The sequence below is a fragment of the Flavobacterium johnsoniae genome, from assembly GCF_001879205.1.
GTDB classification, from domain to species: Bacteria; Bacteroidota; Bacteroidia; order Flavobacteriales; family Flavobacteriaceae; genus Flavobacterium; species Flavobacterium johnsoniae_A.
The window spans coordinates 285,006-304,630 of record NZ_MLFK01000001.1; the positions used below are offsets into that span (position 1 = coordinate 285,006).

Genomic DNA, 19,625 nt, shown 5'->3' on the forward strand with positions numbered 1-19,625 from the left:
AATTCAAACTCCAATGTTTTAAATTGGAATTTGGAATTTAATTATTGGAATTTAATTTTTTGTTTTCAGTCACCGTTTGAATAAAAATATCATTTACACTTGGTATTTTTTCTACGAAATGAGTTACCTGTCCACGTTGTGTCAAAATATTCAGCAATTCATTTGGTGCAGCATTTCCTATTTGAATATTTAATTTTAAGTCGTCATTTAATGATTTAAAATTAGCAGGAGAAACGGTAAATTTTTGTGTAATATCATACATCAAACCTTCGACATTATTGGTTAAAATCCCCACTTCAAAACTATTGGTTTTAAACTGACGTTTTACGTCGCCTACTTTTCCTTCAATTAGTTTATTCGATTTATGAATTAAAGCAATATGATCACAAAGTTCTTCGACGCTTTCCATTCTGTGAGTCGAAAATATAATAGTTGAGCCTTGTTCTTTTAATGCCAGAATTTCATCTTTTATGACATTTGCATTTACGGGATCAAATCCAGAAAATGGTTCATCAAAAATCAGCAGTTTAGGTTTATGCAATACACAAACTACAAACTGAATTTTTTGCGCCATTCCTTTAGAAAGTTCCTGGATTTTTTTATTCCACCAGCCTTGAATTCCCAAACGGTCAAACCAATAATCCAATTGTTTTTTTGCTTCGGCTTTAGAAAGTCCTTTCATTTGTGCCAGATACAAACACTGCTCGCCTACTTTCATCGAGCTGTACAAACCTCTTTCTTCCGGAAGATATCCGATGGTCTGCACGTGTTTTGGCTGTAGTTTTTCTCCATCTAAAATTACTTCACCGCTGTCCGGCATTGTAATTTGATTTATGATTCTGATAAGGGAAGTTTTGCCCGCTCCATTTGGACCTAAAAGTCCATATATACTGCCTTTTGGCACATTTAATGAAACTTCGTTAAGCGCTACATAATTGCCATATTGTTTTACGACTTTATGTACTTCGAGTAAGTTGCTCATTTTATTTTTTTGATTTTCATTTGCCGGCTTTTGCTATTTCTGCCAACAGTCTGTAAAAGTAAATAATTCGTATCGAATCTGCATAATAATACGCAAAAAACCCATTCTATTTATGTTTAGAATGGGTTTTGAATTATTTAAACATTGTAAAAAAGTTTAGATTATGAGAACATATCTTTTACTTTTTCAAAAAATGATTTTTCTGATTTTTCAGGGCTCGGCACAAAATGTTCGTCGTTTAAAGCATTTTCAAAGAATTGTTTTTGTTCTTTGTTCAATGTTTTTGGAGTCCATACATTTACGTGAACTAATAAATCTCCGCTTCCGTAACCGTTTAAACTTGGAATTCCTTTTCCTTTTAATCTTAAGATTTTTCCAGATTGAATTCCTTCTTCCAGTTTAATTCGAACTTTTCCGTTGATTGCTTCAATATCTTTAGAAGATCCTAAAACAGCTTCTGGAAAACTGATGTATAAATCGTAATGAATGTTTTCGCCTTCACGTTTTAAAAATTCGTGCTCAACTTCTTCAATCGCTACAATTAAATCTCCCGGAATACTATTTCCAGGCGCATCATTTCCTTTGTTTGAAACTTTCAACTGCATTCCGTCAGTAACACCTGCCGGGATTTTGATTGATACTGTTTCATCTTCCTGAACCATTCCTTGTGAAGCTGCTTCAGAAGGCTTTTTATCTAAAATTTGACCAGAACCACCACAAGTAGGACAAGTTGAAGCAGATTGCATTCTTCCTAAAATGGTATTGGTTACACGCATAACCTGACCTTGACCGTTACAAGTCGTACAAGTTTTATACGTTACACCTTTTGCCTGAACTTTACGTTTTACTTTTACTTTTTTCTCAACACCATTTGCAATCTCTTCTAAAGTTAGTTTCACTTTAATTCTAAGATTACTTCCTTTAGCGCGGCGAGGACCTCCGCCTCCACCTCCGAAACCGCCAAATCCGCCGCCAAAAATGTCACCAAACTGACTGAAAATGTCATCCATATTCATACCGCCGTGACCACCGCCAAATCCGCCAGAACCATCAAATGCCTGATGTCCGTATTGATCGTATTTTGCTTTTTTCTGCGGATCACTTAAAACTTCATAAGCTTCTGCCGCAAGTTTAAAGTTTTCTTCTGCCTCTTTGTCGCCTGGATTTTTATCCGGGTGATATTTTAAAGCGCTTTTTCGGTAAGCTTTTTTAATTTCGGCAGCATCAGCATTTTTTGAAATGCCTAGTATTTCGTAAAAATCTTTTTTCATAATTAGGTTTAAATTCCAAACTACAAATCCCAAATTCCAATACTTAATGAATTGTCATTTAGAATTTTATTTGCATTTTTTAGTTTCCAACTACAACTTTAGGGAAACGAATAATTTTGTCTCCTAATTTGTATCCTTTTTCAATAACATCAACAATTTTCCCTTTTAATTTATCAGACGGAGCCGGAATTTGGGTAATTGCCTCAGCAATATCAGCATTAAAAGCATCACCTGCTTGAATTTCAACTTGCTCTAATCCTTTAGAAACCAAAGTGCTTTTTAGTTTTTCATGAATTAACTCAACTCCTTTTTTCAAATTCTCATCGTCAGATTTGTTGATCTCTACAGCTGCTCTGTCAAAATCGTCTAAAACAGGAAGCATTGCTAACAAAACTTCTTGATTTGCAGTTTTAAACAAATCGATACGCTCTTTTGAAGTTCTTTTTTTGTAATTTTCAAATTCGGCAAATAATCTCAAAAACTTATCTTTTTCTTTTGCCAAGTCTTGAGCTAATTGCTCTTCAACACTTAATTCTTCAACAATTAACTGCTCACCGTTGGCATTGTTCTCTAACGTTACATCGTCTAATTCCTGATCGAATTCTGTATTTTCCGTAGTCATATTACTTTTATTTTTAAAAATATTCTTAAACTTCATTTTTTATTTCTTTCTTTTGGATTGCAAAAGTACTGCCAAATCTTATAAAATGTCAAATTGTCACTTTATTAATTATGAGACTTTTAAAAATCGAAAAAGGCTCATTAAAATTTATTATAATTTTAAGACTATTACGTTTTAGTTTGTCGTATATTTGAGTCCCAAAGTAAGAACTAAATTATTACCTATCAAAATTGAATTTAAGGGTTGGCCTCGGCCTCTAAATAATTATTAATTCAAGTTTACCTTATATTAAAAAAAGCTTCGCCTTTATAGAGACGAAGCTTTTTTTTATGCTTTAAACTTTTTAATTCTTCAAAAGTCTTTGATGTATTTTCGCACGGGCGGAGGGATTCGAACCCCCATCAACGGTTTTGGAGACCGCTATTCTACCCTTGAACTACGCCCGTAACTTAAGGTCGGCAAATTAAAAGCTTTTTTTCTTCACCAGCAAGTATTTCGCGCAGATTAGAAAAGATTTAAGCTGATAAAAAGCTAGTAAATAATTAACCAAATCATCTTCAAAGGTTTGCGAATTCCTCTTTTTTTCAGCAAAATAAAAACCAGATGAAATCATCACAAAGATTGCCAGTTTTTTTTAGAGATCTGGTTTTATAAAAAAAAGAAAGTTCGCAAAGCTATGTGTTTCTCCAGCTTTGCGAACTTTTTGTTTTTTTATATGTGAAATAAAATATCTTAGCGTACTTTGCGGTTAAACTCTTATGCTAACAAAGCATTTTTTAATCCTTCAAAGTCCACAGAAACCTGCTCACCTGTCACTAAATTTTTAAGTGCATACGAATTTGAAGCAATTTCCTGATCACCGGCAATGACCGCAAACGGAATCAAACGTTTATCTGCATATTGAAACTGTTTCCCTACTTTTACATTATCAGGATATAATTCAACTTTAATATTTTCCTGTCTTAATTTCTGAATAGCTTTTGAAGCATACAAAGCTTCTTTATCTCCGTAATTAATAAATATGGCTTTTGAAGTCGCTGCCACAGTTTCCGGGAATAATTGTAATTCTTCTAAAACCAGATAAATTCGGTCTAGTCCAAAAGAAATTCCAACACCGCTCATATTTTTTAAACCAAAAATACCAGTCAAATCGTCGTATCTTCCGCCCCCGCCAATAGATCCCATTGATACGGTTTTTGGAGCTGCAACTTCAAAAATAGCTCCGGTATAATAATTTAACCCTCGAGCCAAAGTTACATCTAAATCTAGAGTTGCTGTCGCCAAACCTAAAACCGCAACATTGTCACAGATAAACTTCAATTCTTCAACACCTTTCATACCTTCTTCTGATGAAGCTAATAATTCCGAAAGCTGCTTGATTTTATCTGCAAAAGTGCCGCTAAAATTAAAAAGAGGCTGTACTTTTAGCAACGCTTCTTCGGCAATTCCTTTTTCGATCATTTCTTTCTTTACGCCGTCTTCTCCAATTTTATCTAATTTATCAAGGGCAACCGTAAAATCGATTAATTTATCTGAAGCCCCAATAACTTCGGCAATTCCAGATAATATTTTTCGGTTATTAATTTTGATCGTTACACCTTCTAAACCTAGAGAAGTAAAAACAGTATCGTACAATTGAACCAATTCTACTTCCTGCCATAACGATTTTGAACCAACAACATCGGCATCACATTGATAAAATTCTCTGTAACGTCCTCTCTGCGGGCGGTCAGCTCTCCACACCGGTTGAATCTGATATCTTTTAAAAGGAAATTCAATTTCGTTTTGGTGTTGCACAACGTATCTTGCAAACGGAACTGTTAAGTCGTAACGCAAAGCTTTTTCAGAAATTTTTCCTGTAAATTTATTAAGTTCAATTCTTTGATTGATATCAATTGTTTCCGCAGAATTAACCTGCAGCGCTTCAATCGATTCTGGTAATTCAATTTTATTTTTATTGAAGAAAAAGTTACCCGAGTTTAATATCTTAAAAATCAAACGATCTCCTTCTTCTCCATATTTCCCCATTAAAGTATCTGAATTTTCAAACGAAGGAGTTTCTATCGGCTGAAAACCAAATTTCTCAAAATTATTTTTTATGGTTTGAATAATATATTGACGTTTTGACACCTCTGCAGGCGAAAAATCTCTTGTTCCTTGTGGAATACTTGGTTTTGAAGCCATCTTGATTTAATATTTTAGATTGTTGATTTTAGATTTTAGATTTCTTTGAGATCTAAAATCTAAAACCTTTAAAATTATTTTACTTTTAGATTTTTTTTGATTGTTGGTTTTACACTTTCGACTTTATGACTTTCCAACTTTCGACTTAATTTAAAACGGACTGCAAATATCTTACTTTTTAAAATAAATAATAACACTTCGAAAACAAACTTGTAACAAAAAACGTATTTTCGTGACAAATTGGTCATGATGCTAAAATTATTTAAAGAAAATATCCGAATTGCTTTTGGTTCTATCAAAACACAATTACTGCGAACCATTCTTACTGTTTTAATTATTGCTATCGGAATTACAGCTTTGGTTGGAATCTTGACCGTTGTAACGGCTCTCGAAAATACCGTTTCGACCAATTTTGCTTCGATGGGAGCGAATACTTTCAACATTAATCAATACGAAAATACAGTTCGAAACCGTGGCGGAAATGAACGTGAAGTGATAAACCCAATTATTTCTTACCCGGAAGCCGTTGCATTCAAAAACAAATATAAATACCCTTTTACCGAAACTTCTCTTTCGTTTACCGCAACTTCAAAAGCCGAAGTAAAATATCAGGATCAAAAAACAGATCCGGAAATTACAATTGTAGGAGTTGATGAACATTTTATTTCAAACTCTGGTTTGGAAACCACTTTGGGCCGTTCTTTTAACCAATTTGATATTGACAATAATACGTATTCCTGCATTGTGGGTTCTGATTTTGAAAAAGGTTTATTGAAAGATGTAAACCCAATAGATAAAGTAATTTCAATTCGCGGTGCACGTTTTAAAGTTATTGGAGTTTTAAAAGAAAAAGGCTCAACATTTGGAAACAGTCAGGATTTACGCGTTTTAATTCCTATTCAGGTAGCAAGATCTTTATTTACTGCTCCTAATATAAATTACACTGTTAGTGTGATGGTATCTAAAAAAGAACTTTTAGACGAAGCTGTTGATAATGCAACAAGCACTATGCGAAGAGTTCGTAAGTTAAGTCCGGTTCGCGATAATAATTTCGGAATTGGGAGAAGTGACGATTTAATTAATAGAATTTTGGGAATCACCCAATATTTAGGCTGGGCAGCCTGGATTATCAGCGTCATTACAATTTTAGGATCGTCAATCGCTTTGATGAATATCATGATTGTTTCGGTTACGGAACGCACGCGGGAAATTGGCGTTAGAAAAGCACTTGGCGCGACAAAAATTACGATTTCAGTCCAGTTTTTTATCGAAACTTTATTGATTGGTCAAATTGGAGGTTTAATCGGGATTGTATTAGGAATTCTCGTTGGCGGTGCATTTGCAGGAATAATGGATTTTGCTTTTGTAATTCCATGGAAAGCTATATTTGCTGCTTTTGGAACCAGCTTTCTTGTTGCCATTGTTTCCGGATTATATCCTGCCATAAAAGCTTCGCAATTAGACCCGATTGAGGCTCTTCGTTACGAGTAGTTTTTTTTAGTTTTCAGTCTCAGTTTTCAGTTTCACTATTAACGAAAACTGAGACTGAGACTGAAAACTGAGACTATATAGAAACCTTGCAGGAGATCATACGATCGTTGTCGTAAATATCCTTTCGGAGATCGATGTTTATAAAATCCATTTTACCCAGTAAATCGATCATTTCTTTTCCTAAATATTGATTGATTTCGAAATACAATTGGCCATTTTTAAGAAGATTATTATGAGCCAGAGAAGCTATTTTTTTGTAGAAAATTAAAGCATCATTATCATCCACAAAAAGAGCCAGATGCGGTTCGTAATCCAGTACATTTTTCTTGATTTCCTGTTTTTCTAAATTTCGAACATAAGGCGGATTAGAAACAATAATATCAAATTGGCATTTTAATTCTTCCGTTTCTAAAATATTCTGAAATATAAAAGTGACATCAACATCGTTTTTGGCAGCATTTCTTTTTGCTGTTTCAATTGCTTTTTTAGAAACATCCATGGCGTAAACTTCGGCATTTGGCAGATTTTTAGCCAATGAAATTGCTATACAGCCGCTTCCTGTTCCTATATCAAGAATTTTTATTTTTTTTGTTCTGTCACTTGCCGCGTTTTCGCTGATAATCCACTCGACCAATTCTTCGGTTTCCGGTCTCGGAATCAAAACATTTTCATTTACTTCAAAATCTAAACCATAAAAATTAGTTTTTCCTAGTAGATATTGAATTGGGACTTCTTTTTTTAGCTGTGCTAATAATGAATCCCAAACAACAAAATCAGCCTCAGAAAAAAACAATTCATGATTTAAGGCTAAATCGATTTGGCGCAGCTGATGTTTATCTTCTAAAATTAAATAGAAAAAACTCTCCGCTTCGTACGCATCGTAAAAAGGCGACAACTCTTTAATAAACTGAGTACGATATTGTTTGATTTTCATTTTTTTTATATCTGTTATATTTAGATAGTCGATTTAATTAACAGTCAAATTGAACTGCTATTTCCGAAACTTTTTTTACAGCCTCTCCTTTTTCTGCTCTTGATGAAAGAAACAAGACTACTCTTTCTTCTTCATAATCTCTGCTGGCTCCAAAAACAAAATCTAGTTTTCCGTCACCGTCAATATCACCTGCAAAAAGAAGTTCTACAAAAGTGTCATGGAAAGATTCTTCGGCTAAAAGCAATTTTTCAGCATTGTTCCCAGCCGTTATAAAAAGTTTATAATGTGCTACTTCCTTAAAAACTTCATCTTCGTTATCATTGGAAACAGCGTTATTTTCAGAAAGCACTTTCCCTTCGGCACGTAAAATGTAATTTACGTTATTAAACGTAAAATTTACTTTTTCATTGGGCCAAATTTTATGTTTCTTGATTTTTAAAGAATTTATTTTTCCTGCTTTTAGTTCTGGATTATCTATAAAAATCAAAGCTTTATTTTCGGGCATTATAGAAATTAAAGAATCGCCGGAACACTCATCAAATCCTTTTTTGATTTTATAGCTGGGTCTCCCTAAATAATATTCTTCATTTTCCTGATACAATTCAATCCATTTTTGGTTTAATAACGATGCTGGATTTTCATTATCATAAGTTCGATAACTTCGCGGAAGCAAAATTTCAAAATCGCTTTTAAACACTTCTTGTTCGACAGAATTTTCACTTACTGCAATTTCAGCAACCGTATCTTTATTGCTAATGGGATTTTTAACCGCTTTTTTTTCTTTGGCATCTTTACAGGAGAACAAAACAGAAACTAAAACAATTCCAAAAACAAATTTTCTCATAGGCTTATAATTTTTTCAACATCCAAACAGGGCAAGAATTGTGCCCGGTACATCCCATTGGAGCGTCTAAATATTCGAAACCTGATTTTTTGTATAATTTTTGAGCCGCATGCATAAAAGGCATGGTTTCTATATAACAATTTTCGAAACCAAAAATTCTTGCCTGCTCTAAACATTCCTCCATCATTTTAGTTCCAATTCCCAAGCCGCGCAATTTTGGCGAAAAATACATTTTCTGTAATTCACATATTTTAGGATCCCCATTTTCGAGTGGTGCAATTCCGGCACAACCCAAGATTTCGCCTTCAATTTCTACTACAAAATAAACCGATTTTGGCTTATTATATTCTTCAAACATCAAATCTAAATACGGATCTTCGTAGGCGGTGCCTACTTTTGGGATTTCCATTTCATCAAAAACCGACCGTATTAACTTTGCAACTGACTGATTGTCTTCTTTTTTGATTTTTCTGATAATCCAATTATTCATTTTTCTTTATTTTCTTATATCTACAAAAATAAAAATACTTTTTTGATCCTTTCATAACAATTTGGATTGTTTCACAACTATTATTTTATCATTAGACTCAAAACTCAAAATATGTTACTTTTGCAACGTGAATATACATGAGAAATATATCAGACGATGCATTGAACTTGCCAAAAACGGCTTTGGAACAACTTATCCAAATCCTATGGTGGGCAGTGTAATTGTCTATGAAGGTAAAATTATTGGCGAGGGCTGGCACAAAAAAGCCGGAGAACCACACGCCGAAGTCAATGCAGTACAATCTGTAAAGGACAAATCGCTTTTAAAAAAAGCTACTATTTATGTTAGTTTGGAACCTTGTTCTCATTTTGGAAAAACACCTCCGTGCTGCGACTTAATTATTGCAAACGAAATTCCGAATGTTGTAGTGGGAACCGTTGACCCAAACGAAAAAGTAGCAGGAAACGGTATTAAAAAATTAGTTGAAGCCGGCGCAAATGTAGTTGTAGGTATTTTAGAAGACGAATGCAGCGAACTCAACAAACGCTTTTTTACTTTTCATCAAAAAAAGAGACCTTATATTATATTGAAATGGGCAGAAAGTCAAGACGGTTTTTTGGCTCCAGAAAAAGAAATGGGCCAGGAACGCAAACCGGTTTGGATTACCAATCAATATTCCCGCCAATTAGTACATAAATGGCGAAGTGAAGAACAAGCGATTTTAGCCGGAACTCAAACAGTGATTGATGACAACCCAAAATTGAATGTTAGAGATTGGACTGGCAATAACCCTGTTAGAGTGGTTTTAGACCAAAAAAACCGAATTTCAAAAGACAGTTTTGTTTTTGACGAGAGTGTAAAGACAATTGTATTTTCGAAATCTGCAAATAATATTTCTACAGAAAACACCATTTTTGAAAGAATTGATTTTGACGAAAAGATGATTCCGCAGATTTTAGCTGTTTTATATCAGCATCAAATTCAATCTGTCATTATTGAAGGCGGAAGACAGACTTTACAATCTTTTATAGATCAAAACATTTGGGACGAAGCCCGAATATTTGTTGGAAAAGCTATTTTTGAAAAAGGAACAAAAGCACCAGAACTTATAAAGAAAAACGCAGCTAAAACTTATATTCAAAACGACGAATTAATATACGTAAGAAATTATGATTGATACGATAATTTTTGACTTTGGAGATATTTTTATCAATTTAAACAAACAAGGAACCATATCCGGATTGCAAAAATTAGGATTAACCGAATGGAATTCTGAATTGGACCGTTTGAATTTGTTATTTGAAACCGGAGATATTTCATACGGGGATTTTCTGGACGGATTTCAAAAGCAGCTGCCAAATGCTTCTATCGAAGAAATTTTAGAAGCCTGGAATGCTGTTTTAGCCGATTTCCCTTCTTACCGATTAGATTTCTTAAAAGAACTTTCAAAAAAATACCGCCTGTTTTTATTAAGTAATACTGATTCCATTCATATTGGCACTTTCGAAAAAACAGTCGGAATTGCTTTTTACACAGACTTCTATAATTGTTTTGAAAAAGTTCATTTTTCATTTGAGATTGGAAAACGAAAACCAAATGCCTCCTCTTTTCAACATTTAATAGATGCGCATAATTTAATTCCGAGCCAAACGTTATTTGTTGATGATAAAAAAGAAAATACAGATGCCGCTACTGCATTGGGATTTCATGTTTGGAATTTACAAGTGGGTCAGGAAGATGTTGTAGATTTATTTGAGAAAAAGATATTGTAACGTGAATTTGGGGAGAATTTATCACAAAGATGTACACAAAACTCACCAAGATTTTAACGGATTAAGAATATAAAGTTTGCAAAACTTTGTATTGATTTAGCTTTGCGAACTTTTAAAGCTTACAAACTGACAGCTAACAATAAAACCTTCACGAAGTTTGCGGTAAATTTTACTCTGTAAAAAAACAATTAAACATATTTTAGATATTTACTTTTGGAATACAACGATACATACCAAACCATTGCCGGAGAATCTGAAGAAGTGCTTTTTAAAGAAAAAGGAAGCAAGTTCTTTGGCTATGCTTACCCTATAGAAAGTGAGGACGAAGTAAAACCAATTATTGAAAATTTAAGAAAACTTCATCCTCACGCCGTACATTATTGCTATGCTTATCAATTAGGAACAGCTCCAAAAATTTCCTACCGTACAAACGATGATGGAGAACCCAGCAATACTGCCGGTGCGCCCATTTATGGACAAATACAATCTTTTGGTTTAACAAACATTCTTATAGTTGTGGTTCGTATTTTTGGAGGAACCAAACTGGGTGTCGGCGGTTTAATTGCTGCTTATCGGACAACAGCACAAATGACATTGGAAGTTTGCGAAATTGTCGAAAAAACAATCGATGTGCATTTTTTAATTTCTTTTGATTATAAAAACATGAACAAAGTGATGCGTGTTATAAAAGAAAAAAAACTCGAAATAACTTCTCAGGAAATGGAAATTGATGAGAATTCCGGACTGCCAATTGGCAAAATAACCACAAAAACGCGCAAAAAAAATGCCGAATCTATATTCGACATTTTTGATTTAATGTTTGAAATCGACGTTAAAATTATATAATTTAGTATAAAAACGCCCCTCGTTTTAACAATTATGTTAGTGTTTTAAACAATTCTAAAATGTAATCCGGAGGTGCGGTAGGGCGGCCCGTTTTTAACGAAATAAATACTAAAATAAACACCGCAGTTGTTAATAACTCATTTGCTTCGTTATAGATTTCGCAGTCAAATTCAATCTTAACAGATGACTGACTTTTGAATGTGGTATGAATTGTTAAAAGCTCATCATAACGAGCTGATTTTTTATAATTGATTTGCATCGAAACAATTGGAAGCCCGATACCGCTTTCTTCCATGCTTTTATACGAAATCCCTTTATTTCTAAGCCATTCCACGCGTCCGATCTCAAAATATGGCACATAATTTCCGTGATAAACAACCCCCATTTGGTCAGTTTCGGAGTAACGAACACGCACTTGCGTTTGATGTTTTTTCATTATTTATATATTAAAAAATTTTAAATTCTTAAAGTTCTCTTACAACATTTTTTTATAAAATTAGATACCAAAATATTTTTTTTTACAGAAATTTGTTCACATATTTGTTATCCCGAAATACGGAATAAAATTGCTCCATTTTCACAGGAGAATCTTTATTAATAATATAAAAATTTATTTGAATCTATGACTAAAACTGCTCAATCGGTATGGGAAAACTGTTTGTCCTTCATAAAGGACAATATTCAAGATCAAGCATACAAAACTTGGTTTGAACCAATCAAATCAGTTGAGCTAACCGATAACGCATTATATATTCAAGTACCAAGTAAATTTTTCTACGAATGGCTCGAAGAACATTACGTAAAATTATTGAAAGTTGCGCTTACCAAAGAACTGGGAAAAAACGCAAAGTTACTCTATAAAATTAAAATGGAGAACACTTATGGAAATAAACAGCCGTTTACCGAGCAGCTTCCAAGTTCCAATAGAGTTCCGATGAAACCGCAAGAGGTTGACGCTCCGTTTAAAAACCTAAATCCTGAACTTAAGAATCCGTTTGTAATTCCGGGGATCAGAAATTTAAAAATTGAATCTCAGTTAAACCCTAATTATAGTTTTGACAATTTCCTCGAAGGAGATTCTAACCGTTTAGCTCGTTCTGCGGGTATGGCCGTTGCCAATAAACCTGGAGGAACTTCATTTAATCCGTTATTGATTTTTGGAGGAGTTGGTTTAGGAAAAACACACTTAGCACATGCTATTGGGGTTGAAGTAAAAGACAAATATCCTGAAAAAACGGTTTTATATATTTCTGCCGAAATTTTCACACAACAATATATTGATTCTGTAAAAAAGAACAATCGTAACGATTTCATTCACTTTTACCAGTTAATCGATGTTTTGATTATAGACGACGTTCAGTTTTTATCGGGAAAATCAGGAACTCAGGATGTATTTTTCCACATTTTTAACTATTTGCACCAAAACGGAAAGCAGGTAATTTTAACTTCTGACAAAGCTCCTGTTGATATGCAGGATATCGAGCAGCGTTTATTATCTCGTTTCAAATGGGGATTGTCTGCAGAATTGCACCAGCCTGATTATGAAACCCGTATCTCGATCTTAAAAAATATTTTATATCGTGATGGTGTTGATATGCCGGAAGATATTTTAGAATATGTGGCCCGTAATATCAAATCGAATGTTAGAGAATTAGAAGGCGCTATTATTTCGTTAATTGCTCAATCTTCTTTCAACAAAAAAGAAGTTACGATTGAATTAGCAAAAAGCGTTGTTGAGAAATTTGTTAAAAACGTTAAGAGAGAAATCTCTATTGATTATATCCAAAAAATTGTGTCTGATTATTTCCAATTGGATATCGAAACACTTCAATCTAAAACGAGAAAGAGGCACGTAGTTCAAGCGAGACAATTGGCGATGTTTTTTGCAAAGAAATTCACTAAAGCTTCTTTGGCAAACATTGGTTCACAAATTGGAGACCGCGATCATGCAACTGTATTACACGCTTGTAAAACTGTCGATAATTTAGTTTCTACAGACAAACAATTCAAGAAATTTGTCGAAGATATCAACAAAAAACTAACGCTATAACGCGATCATGCCAGTAAAAATTTTAATGGTTTGCCTGGGGAATATTTGCAGATCTCCTTTAGCCGAAGGAATTTTAGCTTCAAAATTACCTCAAGACCAATTTATTGTTGATTCAGCCGGAACGGGCTCGTGGCATGTTGGCCATGCTCCAGACAAACGTTCGATCGCCGTTGCTCAAAAAAACGGCTTATGCATTGACAACCAAAAAGGAAGACAATTTAAAACTGCTGATTTTGACGAATTCGACTATATCTATGTAATGGATGGCTCGAATTACAGAGATGTCCTTCATCTTGCTAAAACTCCCGAACACAAAAACAAAGTCAGTCTTATTCTAAATGAATTATTTCCAGACGAAAATGTAGATGTTCCAGATCCTTACTACGGAGCTGTTAACGGATTTGATAGTGTATATCAAATGCTCGACGAAGCAGCCGAAATCATTGCCCAAAAACTTATCAAAAAACATTCATAATTTAATTTGTATTTTAGTTATTCATATATAATTAAAATACATTTTTGTTTTACACTATAAACTGTCATAAAATGAAACTTCTAGGAAAACTATATTTAATTCCAACCACAATGGGCGAAAGCGATCCAATGGATGTTTTACCGCAAACTGTAAGAAGAACAATCGAAATTATTGACCATTATATTGTTGAAAACGACAAAACAGCCAGAAAATCAATAAAAGCAGTTTATCCGGAGAAAAAACAATCAGAATTAATTCTTTTTACACTAAATAAAAGAACAGAACCAAGCGAACATTTAGATTTCATCAAACCTTTATTAGAAGGAAAAAATATGGGATTAATGAGTGAAGCCGGCTGTCCCGGCGTTGCTGATCCCGGTGCTGTAATTGTAAAACTGGCCCATGAAAAAGGTATTCAGGTCGTACCTTTAGTCGGCCCCTCTTCTATTCTATTAGCTATGATGGCTTCTGGAATGAACGGTCAGAGTTTTACTTTTAATGGTTATTTGCCAATAGATAAAGACGAGAAAAAATCGGCAATTCGTCATTTTGAGAAATTATCACATGACAAAAATCAGTCTCAATTATTTATTGAAACACCATATAGAAATAACAAATTGATTGAAGATCTACTTCAGATTTTAAATCCGTCGACACATTTATGTATTGCTACGGATATTACTTTGCCAACAGAATTTATCAAAACACTAAAGGTCTCTGACTGGAAGAAATTAAAAATTGACATTGATAAACGACCGACAATTTTCATCATTCATAAAATGTAATTGTAAAAATTGCCTTATATTGTACTCACAAGTTTTCCCTAATCAAACTTTATAATGAGTAAACTCCCAAACGTAACCACCAGCATTTTTACGATAATGTCAAAAATGGCTGCCGAATATAATGCCATAAATCTGTCTCAGGGATTTCCAAATTTTCCTGTTGATGAAAGATTAACGGATATTATTGCCAGATTAGCTAAGGAAAATGCGCATCAATACACCCCAATGGCTGGATATCCGCCATTAATGAGCAAAATTGCAAAGCTGATTCAGGATTCTTATAACAGAATTATCAATCCTGATTTAGAACTTTTGGTTACCGCTGGCGCCACACAGGGAATTTTTACGTCAATTTTAGCTTTGGTAAAAGAAAACGACGAGGTTATAATTCTGGATCCGAGCTACGATTCATACGAATCTCCTGTTTTACTTTGCAAAGCCAAACCGGTTCGTGTAGCTCTAAACGACGATTATACGCCCAATTGGGAAACAATCGAAAAAGCATGTTCAGCAAAGAGCCGAATGATTATCATCAACAATCCGCATAACCCAACAGGAAAAATATTAACTGAGGCTGATTTTCTTCAATTAGAAAAAATACTTTCAAAATATCCCGATCTTTTAGTTTTATCTGATGAAGTTTACGAATACATCACTTTTGAAGAAAAACATATTTCGGCACATACCAAAAACTTTCTTTTAGATCGCTGCATTATGGTTTCTTCTTTCGGGAAATCATTTCATATTACAGGCTGGAAAATTGGTTACACCATTGCTCCAGAACATTTAATGAAAGAAATCAAGAAAGTGCATCAGTTTTTGGTTTTCAGCGTAAACAGTATTTCGCAATTTGCAATCAGCGAATATCTTGACGTTGTAGATGTCAGCCAGCTTGGAAAATTCTATCAGGAAAAAAGAGATTATTTTCAAAAACTGCTTCAAAACAGCCGTTTCGAATTAAAACCTTGTGAAGGAACTTACTTTCAGGTGGCTTCGTACGCCAATATTTCAGAAGAAGACGATGTTACTTTCTGCAAAAATCTAATTATCAATCATGGAGTTGCGGCAATCCCTATTTCGACTTTTTATTCAGATCATAAAGATCAGAAATTAATCCGTTTTTGCTTTGCTAAAGACGACTTTACACTTGAATCTGCCGCGAAAAAAATATGTGATATATAAAGTTTATTAAAATTTTATAACAATATTATGCGTGCATCCTATTTTTTTAATTAATATTGTAAAAAAAGAAAAGTATGAGCTATACAGATAAAATGTTACGTGACGACGCTTTGAAAGGAAAAGTGATTGTAGTTACCGGCGGCGGAAGCGGTTTAGGTAAAGCAATGACCAAATATTTTTTAGAATTAGGCGCACAAGTTGCGATTACTTCAAGAGATTTAGAAAAGCTGAAAACGACCGCTGCAGAACTTGAAAGTGAAACGGGCGGAAAATGTTTACCGCTTCAATGTGACGTTCGTCATTATGAAGAAGTAGAAAACATGCTTCAGGAAACTTTAAAAGCTTTTGGAAAGGTCGATGTTCTTTTAAACAATGCGGCCGGAAATTTTATTTCGCCAACAGAACGTTTATCTGCAAATGCATTTGATACTGTTATAGATATCGTACTTAAAGGTTCTAAAAACTGTACACTGGCTTTTGGAAAACACTGGATTGACAGCAAACAAACTTCGGCAACGATTTTAAATATTGTTACTACTTATGCCTGGACAGGATCTGCTTATGTGGTGCCGAGTGCTACTGCAAAAGCAGGGGTACTAGCCATGACAAGAAGCCTTGCTGTAGAATGGGCCAAATACGGAATTCGTTCTAACGCCATCGCTCCGGGGCCATTCCCTACAAAAGGAGCCTGGGACAGATTACTGCCGGGAGATCTTTCTGAAAAGTTTGACATGGCAAAAAAAGTACCATTGAAACGTGTTGGAGATCATCAGGAATTAGCAAATCTTGCTGCGTATCTGGTTTCTGATTTTTCTGCTTATGTAAATGGTGATGTTATTACAATTGACGGAGGCGAATGGTTAAAAGGTGCAGGACAATTTAATTTGTTAGAAGCAATTCCGGAAGAACTTTGGGATCAGCTTGAAATGATGATAAAAGCAAAAAAGAATAAATAATTACAAGTGCTTACTAAATTCAGAATATTTTTTAAAACTATACTGATTGCACGAAATCCCGAAGGTTTACTTTCGGGATTTTTTTATCATATAATTGACAATCATTTTAACCATATAAGTGATATAAGTTCAATGAAGTAATAAATTGTTTAAATATCTGTTTACTTACATTTACTTACACTACTTATATGGTTTAAATACATTAATATGTTTAGACAATTCAGTTAAATTATTATTTTTGTCAAACAAATATCAAACAAAAATTTTATGCTCATTATTGGAATTGCAGGGGGAACAGGAAGTGGAAAAACAACGGTAGTACACCAAATCATGAACGAATTACCAGACACAGAAGTTGGCGTAATTTCTCAGGATTCTTATTATAAAGAAACTACCAATTTGTCTTTTGACGAAAGAGCATTAATTAATTTTGATCATCCTCGTGCGATTGATTTTGAATTATTAGAAAAACATTTAAGAGCTTTAAAAGCAGGTGAAACAATCGATCAGCCTGTATATTCTTTTATTCAGCATAACAGAACTGACGATACGGTTTCTACACATCCAAGAAAGGTAATGATCGTTGAAGGAATTTTAATTCTGACAAATCCGGAATTACGTGAGCTTTTTGATATTAAAATATACGTTCATGCTGATTCTGACGAAAGATTAATTCGCCGTTTAAAAAGAGATATTTCAGAACGCGGACGTGATATCGACGAGGTTTTAAACCGCTACCAAACGACTTTAAAACCTATGCATGAACAGTTTATCGAGCCATCAAAAGCATTTGCAGACATCATTATTCCAAATGACAAATACAACACTGTAGCGATTGATGTAGTTCGTGCTGTAATTAATCAGAGAATTTCGTAATTTTTATTGTAAATTTATTCCAAAAAATAAGGAGACTTTTGTGCCTCTCGAAGCTCGTGACCGGCACAAAAGGATTTTCTACCGAATGATCGGAACTATCGGAATAAAAAGACCAATCATATTCAAAACAATATTCGTTTAAAAATGAAATTAAAAAATCCATATAAGGACAAAAAATGGTTTAAATACCTGGGCAACAAATATGTTTGGGTTTTGCTGTTTTTTATTGTCTGGATGCTGTTTTTAGACAATTACTCTTATTTTGATCATCGTTTTTTAGATGGGCAGATTAATGAACTTCAGGACAATAAAAAATATTATCAGGAAGAAATAAAAAAAGATCAGGAACAGATCAAACAACTTAAAAATCCTGAACAAATAGAAAAATATGCTCGCGAAAAGTACTTCATGAAAAAAGACAGCGAAGATATTTACATCATTCAATTTGAAGGAGATACCATTCAAGAAAAAGAATAACCAGAAAAAAAAACAAATGGCCGCTAACCTATTCGACGATTTTAATCCGATTTCATCCAAGCAATGGAAACAAAAAATTCAGTTTGAATTAGATGGAGCCGATTACAACCAAACTGTAATTTGGAATTCTCCCGAAGACATTCAGGTTAAACCTTTTTATCATAGCGACGAATTTACAAAAAGTGCTGCTGTTCAAACTCAGGCTTCAGAATTTAAAATCTGCCAGAATATATTTGTTCATGATGTTGAAAAATCAATCAACAGAGCTATAAACACGCTGGAAAGAGGTGCTGAAAGTTTACGTTTTACTATTCAAAATGAAAATACCGATATTCAAAAATTACTAGAAAATCTTCCTTTAGAAAACAGAACTATTTACTTTCATTTAAGTTTTCTCTCAATCGATTTCGTAAAAAAGCTGGATACTATTTCAATCCAGAAAAAGGCGATTTTTTATTGTAATTTAGATCCTATTGGACAATTGGCACGAGATGGAAACTGGTTTACAACATCGGACAAAAATAATTTTGAAACGCTCGAGAAGATTGCCGGCCAAACCACAAATCTTTCACTAATAAGCGTAGATTCTGGTTTATACCAAAATTCAGGAGCTAATATTACGCAGCAAATTGCTTATAGTTTAGCACATGCCAATGAATACTTAAACCGTTTTCCGGGTTTAATAAAACCTATTGTTTTTCAAATAGCTGTTGGAACAAATTATTTCTTTGAGATTGCAAAGCTTAGGGCTTTACGAATGCTCTTTAAATTAATTGCAGCCGAATATAATCCTGAAATAGACTGCCAATTTTTGGTTACGCCAACCAAACGTAATAAGACCATTTACGATTATAATGTAAACATGCTTCGCACTACAACTGAGTGTATGTCAGCAATTTTAGGAGGTGCAGATGCTGTCGCTAATTTACCTTATGATGCATTATATCATAAAGACAATGAATTTGGTGACCGAATAGCAAGAAACCAGCTCTTGGTTTTAAAACACGAAAGTTATTTTGACAAAGTGGATAATCCGGCAGACGGAAGTTATTATATCGAAAGTTTAACCATGCAGCTAGCAGAAAAAAGCTTAGCATTATTTAAAGATATTGAAGCAAATGGTGGTTTCTTAAAGCTTTTGAACGACGGAACAATCAAAAAGAAAATTCAGGAAAGCGCCAATAAAGAGCAGGAATTATTTGATTCTAAAAAAGAAGTACTTCTGGGCACAAACAAATACCCGAATAAAGAAGACCGAATGAAACATGATTTAGAATTGTTCCCTTTCGTAAAAATTAAACCCAGAAAAACATTAATTACACCCATTATAGAAAAAAGATTGGCCGAGAAGCTGGAACAAGAAAGGCTTGAACTTGAATAATGTTATA

20 protein-coding genes and 1 tRNA gene are annotated in these 19,625 nt (G+C 33.8%); 12 read left to right on the forward strand and 9 right to left on the reverse strand.

From position 1 onward, the window contains the following. Positions 1-37: 37 nt before the first annotated feature. The 5 genes from BKM63_RS01305 to hisS all read right to left on the reverse strand — a co-directional run bounded on the left by BKM63_RS01305 (position 38) and on the right by hisS (position 5,059). Positions 38-982 carry an ABC transporter ATP-binding protein gene (locus BKM63_RS01305; RefSeq protein ID WP_071634878.1) on the reverse strand — a complete coding sequence of 315 codons (945 nt, stop codon included), beginning with the start codon at positions 980-982 and terminating at the stop codon, positions 38-40. Between the two features lie 161 nt (positions 983-1,143). Further along, on the reverse strand, positions 1,144-2,253 hold the full coding sequence (dnaJ, locus tag BKM63_RS01310) for a molecular chaperone DnaJ (protein ID WP_071634879.1): 1,110 nt from the start codon (positions 2,251-2,253) through the stop codon (positions 1,144-1,146). Between the two features lie 79 nt (positions 2,254-2,332). Then, on the reverse strand, positions 2,333-2,911 hold the full coding sequence (locus tag BKM63_RS01315; protein WP_071634880.1) for a nucleotide exchange factor GrpE: 579 nt from the start codon (positions 2,909-2,911) through the stop codon (positions 2,333-2,335). A gap of 339 nt (positions 2,912-3,250) precedes the next feature. After that, a tRNA-Trp gene (locus BKM63_RS01320) sits at positions 3,251-3,321 on the reverse strand. A 310-nt stretch (positions 3,322-3,631) separates the two neighbouring features. Continuing rightward, the gene (gene hisS, locus BKM63_RS01325; RefSeq protein WP_071634881.1) at positions 3,632-5,059 is read right to left on the reverse strand and encodes a histidine--tRNA ligase; all 1,428 of its coding nucleotides are present in this window, start codon (positions 5,057-5,059) and stop codon (positions 3,632-3,634) included. Positions 5,060-5,305: 246 nt separating this feature from the next. Here hisS and BKM63_RS01330 point away from each other — a divergent pair, with 246 nt between their 5' ends. After that, entirely contained in the window at positions 5,306-6,550 is a 1,245-nt protein-coding gene (locus tag BKM63_RS01330; RefSeq protein ID WP_071634882.1) for an ABC transporter permease, read from the forward strand. Between the two features lie 73 nt (positions 6,551-6,623). Here the strand turns inward: BKM63_RS01330 and prmC are convergent, their stop codons facing one another. Genes prmC through BKM63_RS01345 form a run of 3 tightly spaced genes read right to left on the reverse strand, consistent with a single transcriptional unit; the run spans position 6,624 to position 8,818 of the window. Next, positions 6,624-7,484 carry a peptide chain release factor N(5)-glutamine methyltransferase gene (gene prmC, locus BKM63_RS01335; RefSeq protein WP_071634883.1) on the reverse strand — a complete coding sequence of 287 codons (861 nt, stop codon included), beginning with the start codon at positions 7,482-7,484 and terminating at the stop codon, positions 6,624-6,626. A 37-nt stretch (positions 7,485-7,521) separates the two neighbouring features. Next, on the reverse strand, positions 7,522-8,328 hold the full coding sequence (locus BKM63_RS01340) for an FG-GAP repeat protein (protein ID WP_071634884.1): 807 nt from the start codon (positions 8,326-8,328) through the stop codon (positions 7,522-7,524). 4 nt (positions 8,329-8,332) lie between these two features. Beyond that, complete coding sequence (locus BKM63_RS01345; protein ID WP_071634885.1) at positions 8,333-8,818, reverse strand: GNAT family N-acetyltransferase; 486 nt, start codon at positions 8,816-8,818, stop codon at positions 8,333-8,335. Between the two features lie 127 nt (positions 8,819-8,945). Between BKM63_RS01345 and ribD the strand changes: the two genes are divergently transcribed. From ribD to BKM63_RS01360, 3 genes are all read left to right on the forward strand, one after another. After that, positions 8,946-9,995, forward strand: a complete 1,050-nt coding sequence (ribD, locus tag BKM63_RS01350; RefSeq protein ID WP_071634886.1) for a bifunctional diaminohydroxyphosphoribosylaminopyrimidine deaminase/5-amino-6-(5-phosphoribosylamino)uracil reductase RibD — start codon at positions 8,946-8,948, stop codon at positions 9,993-9,995. Next, positions 9,988-10,590: an HAD family hydrolase gene (locus BKM63_RS01355; RefSeq protein WP_071634887.1), complete on the forward strand. Its 603-nt coding sequence runs from the start codon at positions 9,988-9,990 to the stop codon at positions 10,588-10,590. Before ribD ends, BKM63_RS01355 begins: the two co-directional genes overlap by 8 nt. Before the next feature lie 213 nt (positions 10,591-10,803). Continuing rightward, entirely contained in the window at positions 10,804-11,436 is a 633-nt protein-coding gene (locus BKM63_RS01360) for an IMPACT family protein (protein WP_071634888.1), read from the forward strand. Positions 11,437-11,467: 31 nt separating this feature from the next. Here BKM63_RS01360 and BKM63_RS01365 read toward each other — a convergent pair whose 3' ends face one another. Continuing rightward, positions 11,468-11,872: an acyl-CoA thioesterase gene (locus BKM63_RS01365; protein WP_071634889.1), complete on the reverse strand. Its 405-nt coding sequence runs from the start codon at positions 11,870-11,872 to the stop codon at positions 11,468-11,470. 186 nt (positions 11,873-12,058) lie between these two features. Between BKM63_RS01365 and dnaA the strand changes: the two genes are divergently transcribed. The 8 genes from dnaA to BKM63_RS01410 all read left to right on the forward strand — a co-directional run bounded on the left by dnaA (position 12,059) and on the right by BKM63_RS01410 (position 19,618). Then, on the forward strand, positions 12,059-13,486 hold the full coding sequence (gene dnaA / locus BKM63_RS01370; protein WP_011921525.1) for a chromosomal replication initiator protein DnaA: 1,428 nt from the start codon (positions 12,059-12,061) through the stop codon (positions 13,484-13,486). A 7-nt stretch (positions 13,487-13,493) separates the two neighbouring features. Next, a complete protein-coding gene (locus BKM63_RS01375) occupies positions 13,494-13,961 on the forward strand; it encodes a low molecular weight protein-tyrosine-phosphatase (protein WP_071634890.1) in 468 nt (155 codons plus the stop codon). A 71-nt stretch (positions 13,962-14,032) separates the two neighbouring features. Next, complete coding sequence (locus tag BKM63_RS01380; RefSeq protein WP_071634891.1) at positions 14,033-14,746, forward strand: SAM-dependent methyltransferase; 714 nt, start codon at positions 14,033-14,035, stop codon at positions 14,744-14,746. A gap of 54 nt (positions 14,747-14,800) precedes the next feature. Next, entirely contained in the window at positions 14,801-15,928 is a 1,128-nt protein-coding gene (locus tag BKM63_RS01385; RefSeq protein WP_071634892.1) for a methionine aminotransferase, read from the forward strand. 74 nt (positions 15,929-16,002) lie between these two features. Next, a complete protein-coding gene (locus tag BKM63_RS01390; protein WP_071634893.1) occupies positions 16,003-16,884 on the forward strand; it encodes an SDR family oxidoreductase in 882 nt (293 codons plus the stop codon). Positions 16,885-17,151: 267 nt separating this feature from the next. After that, positions 17,152-17,760, forward strand: coding sequence for a uridine kinase (udk, locus tag BKM63_RS01395; protein ID WP_071634894.1), 609 nt, complete (start codon positions 17,152-17,154; stop codon positions 17,758-17,760). A gap of 144 nt (positions 17,761-17,904) precedes the next feature. Next, entirely contained in the window at positions 17,905-18,237 is a 333-nt protein-coding gene (locus BKM63_RS01405; protein ID WP_071634896.1) for an FtsB family cell division protein, read from the forward strand. Positions 18,238-18,253: 16 nt separating this feature from the next. Next, a complete protein-coding gene (locus tag BKM63_RS01410; RefSeq protein ID WP_071635059.1) occupies positions 18,254-19,618 on the forward strand; it encodes a methylmalonyl-CoA mutase subunit beta in 1,365 nt (454 codons plus the stop codon). Positions 19,619-19,625 lie beyond the last annotated feature (7 nt).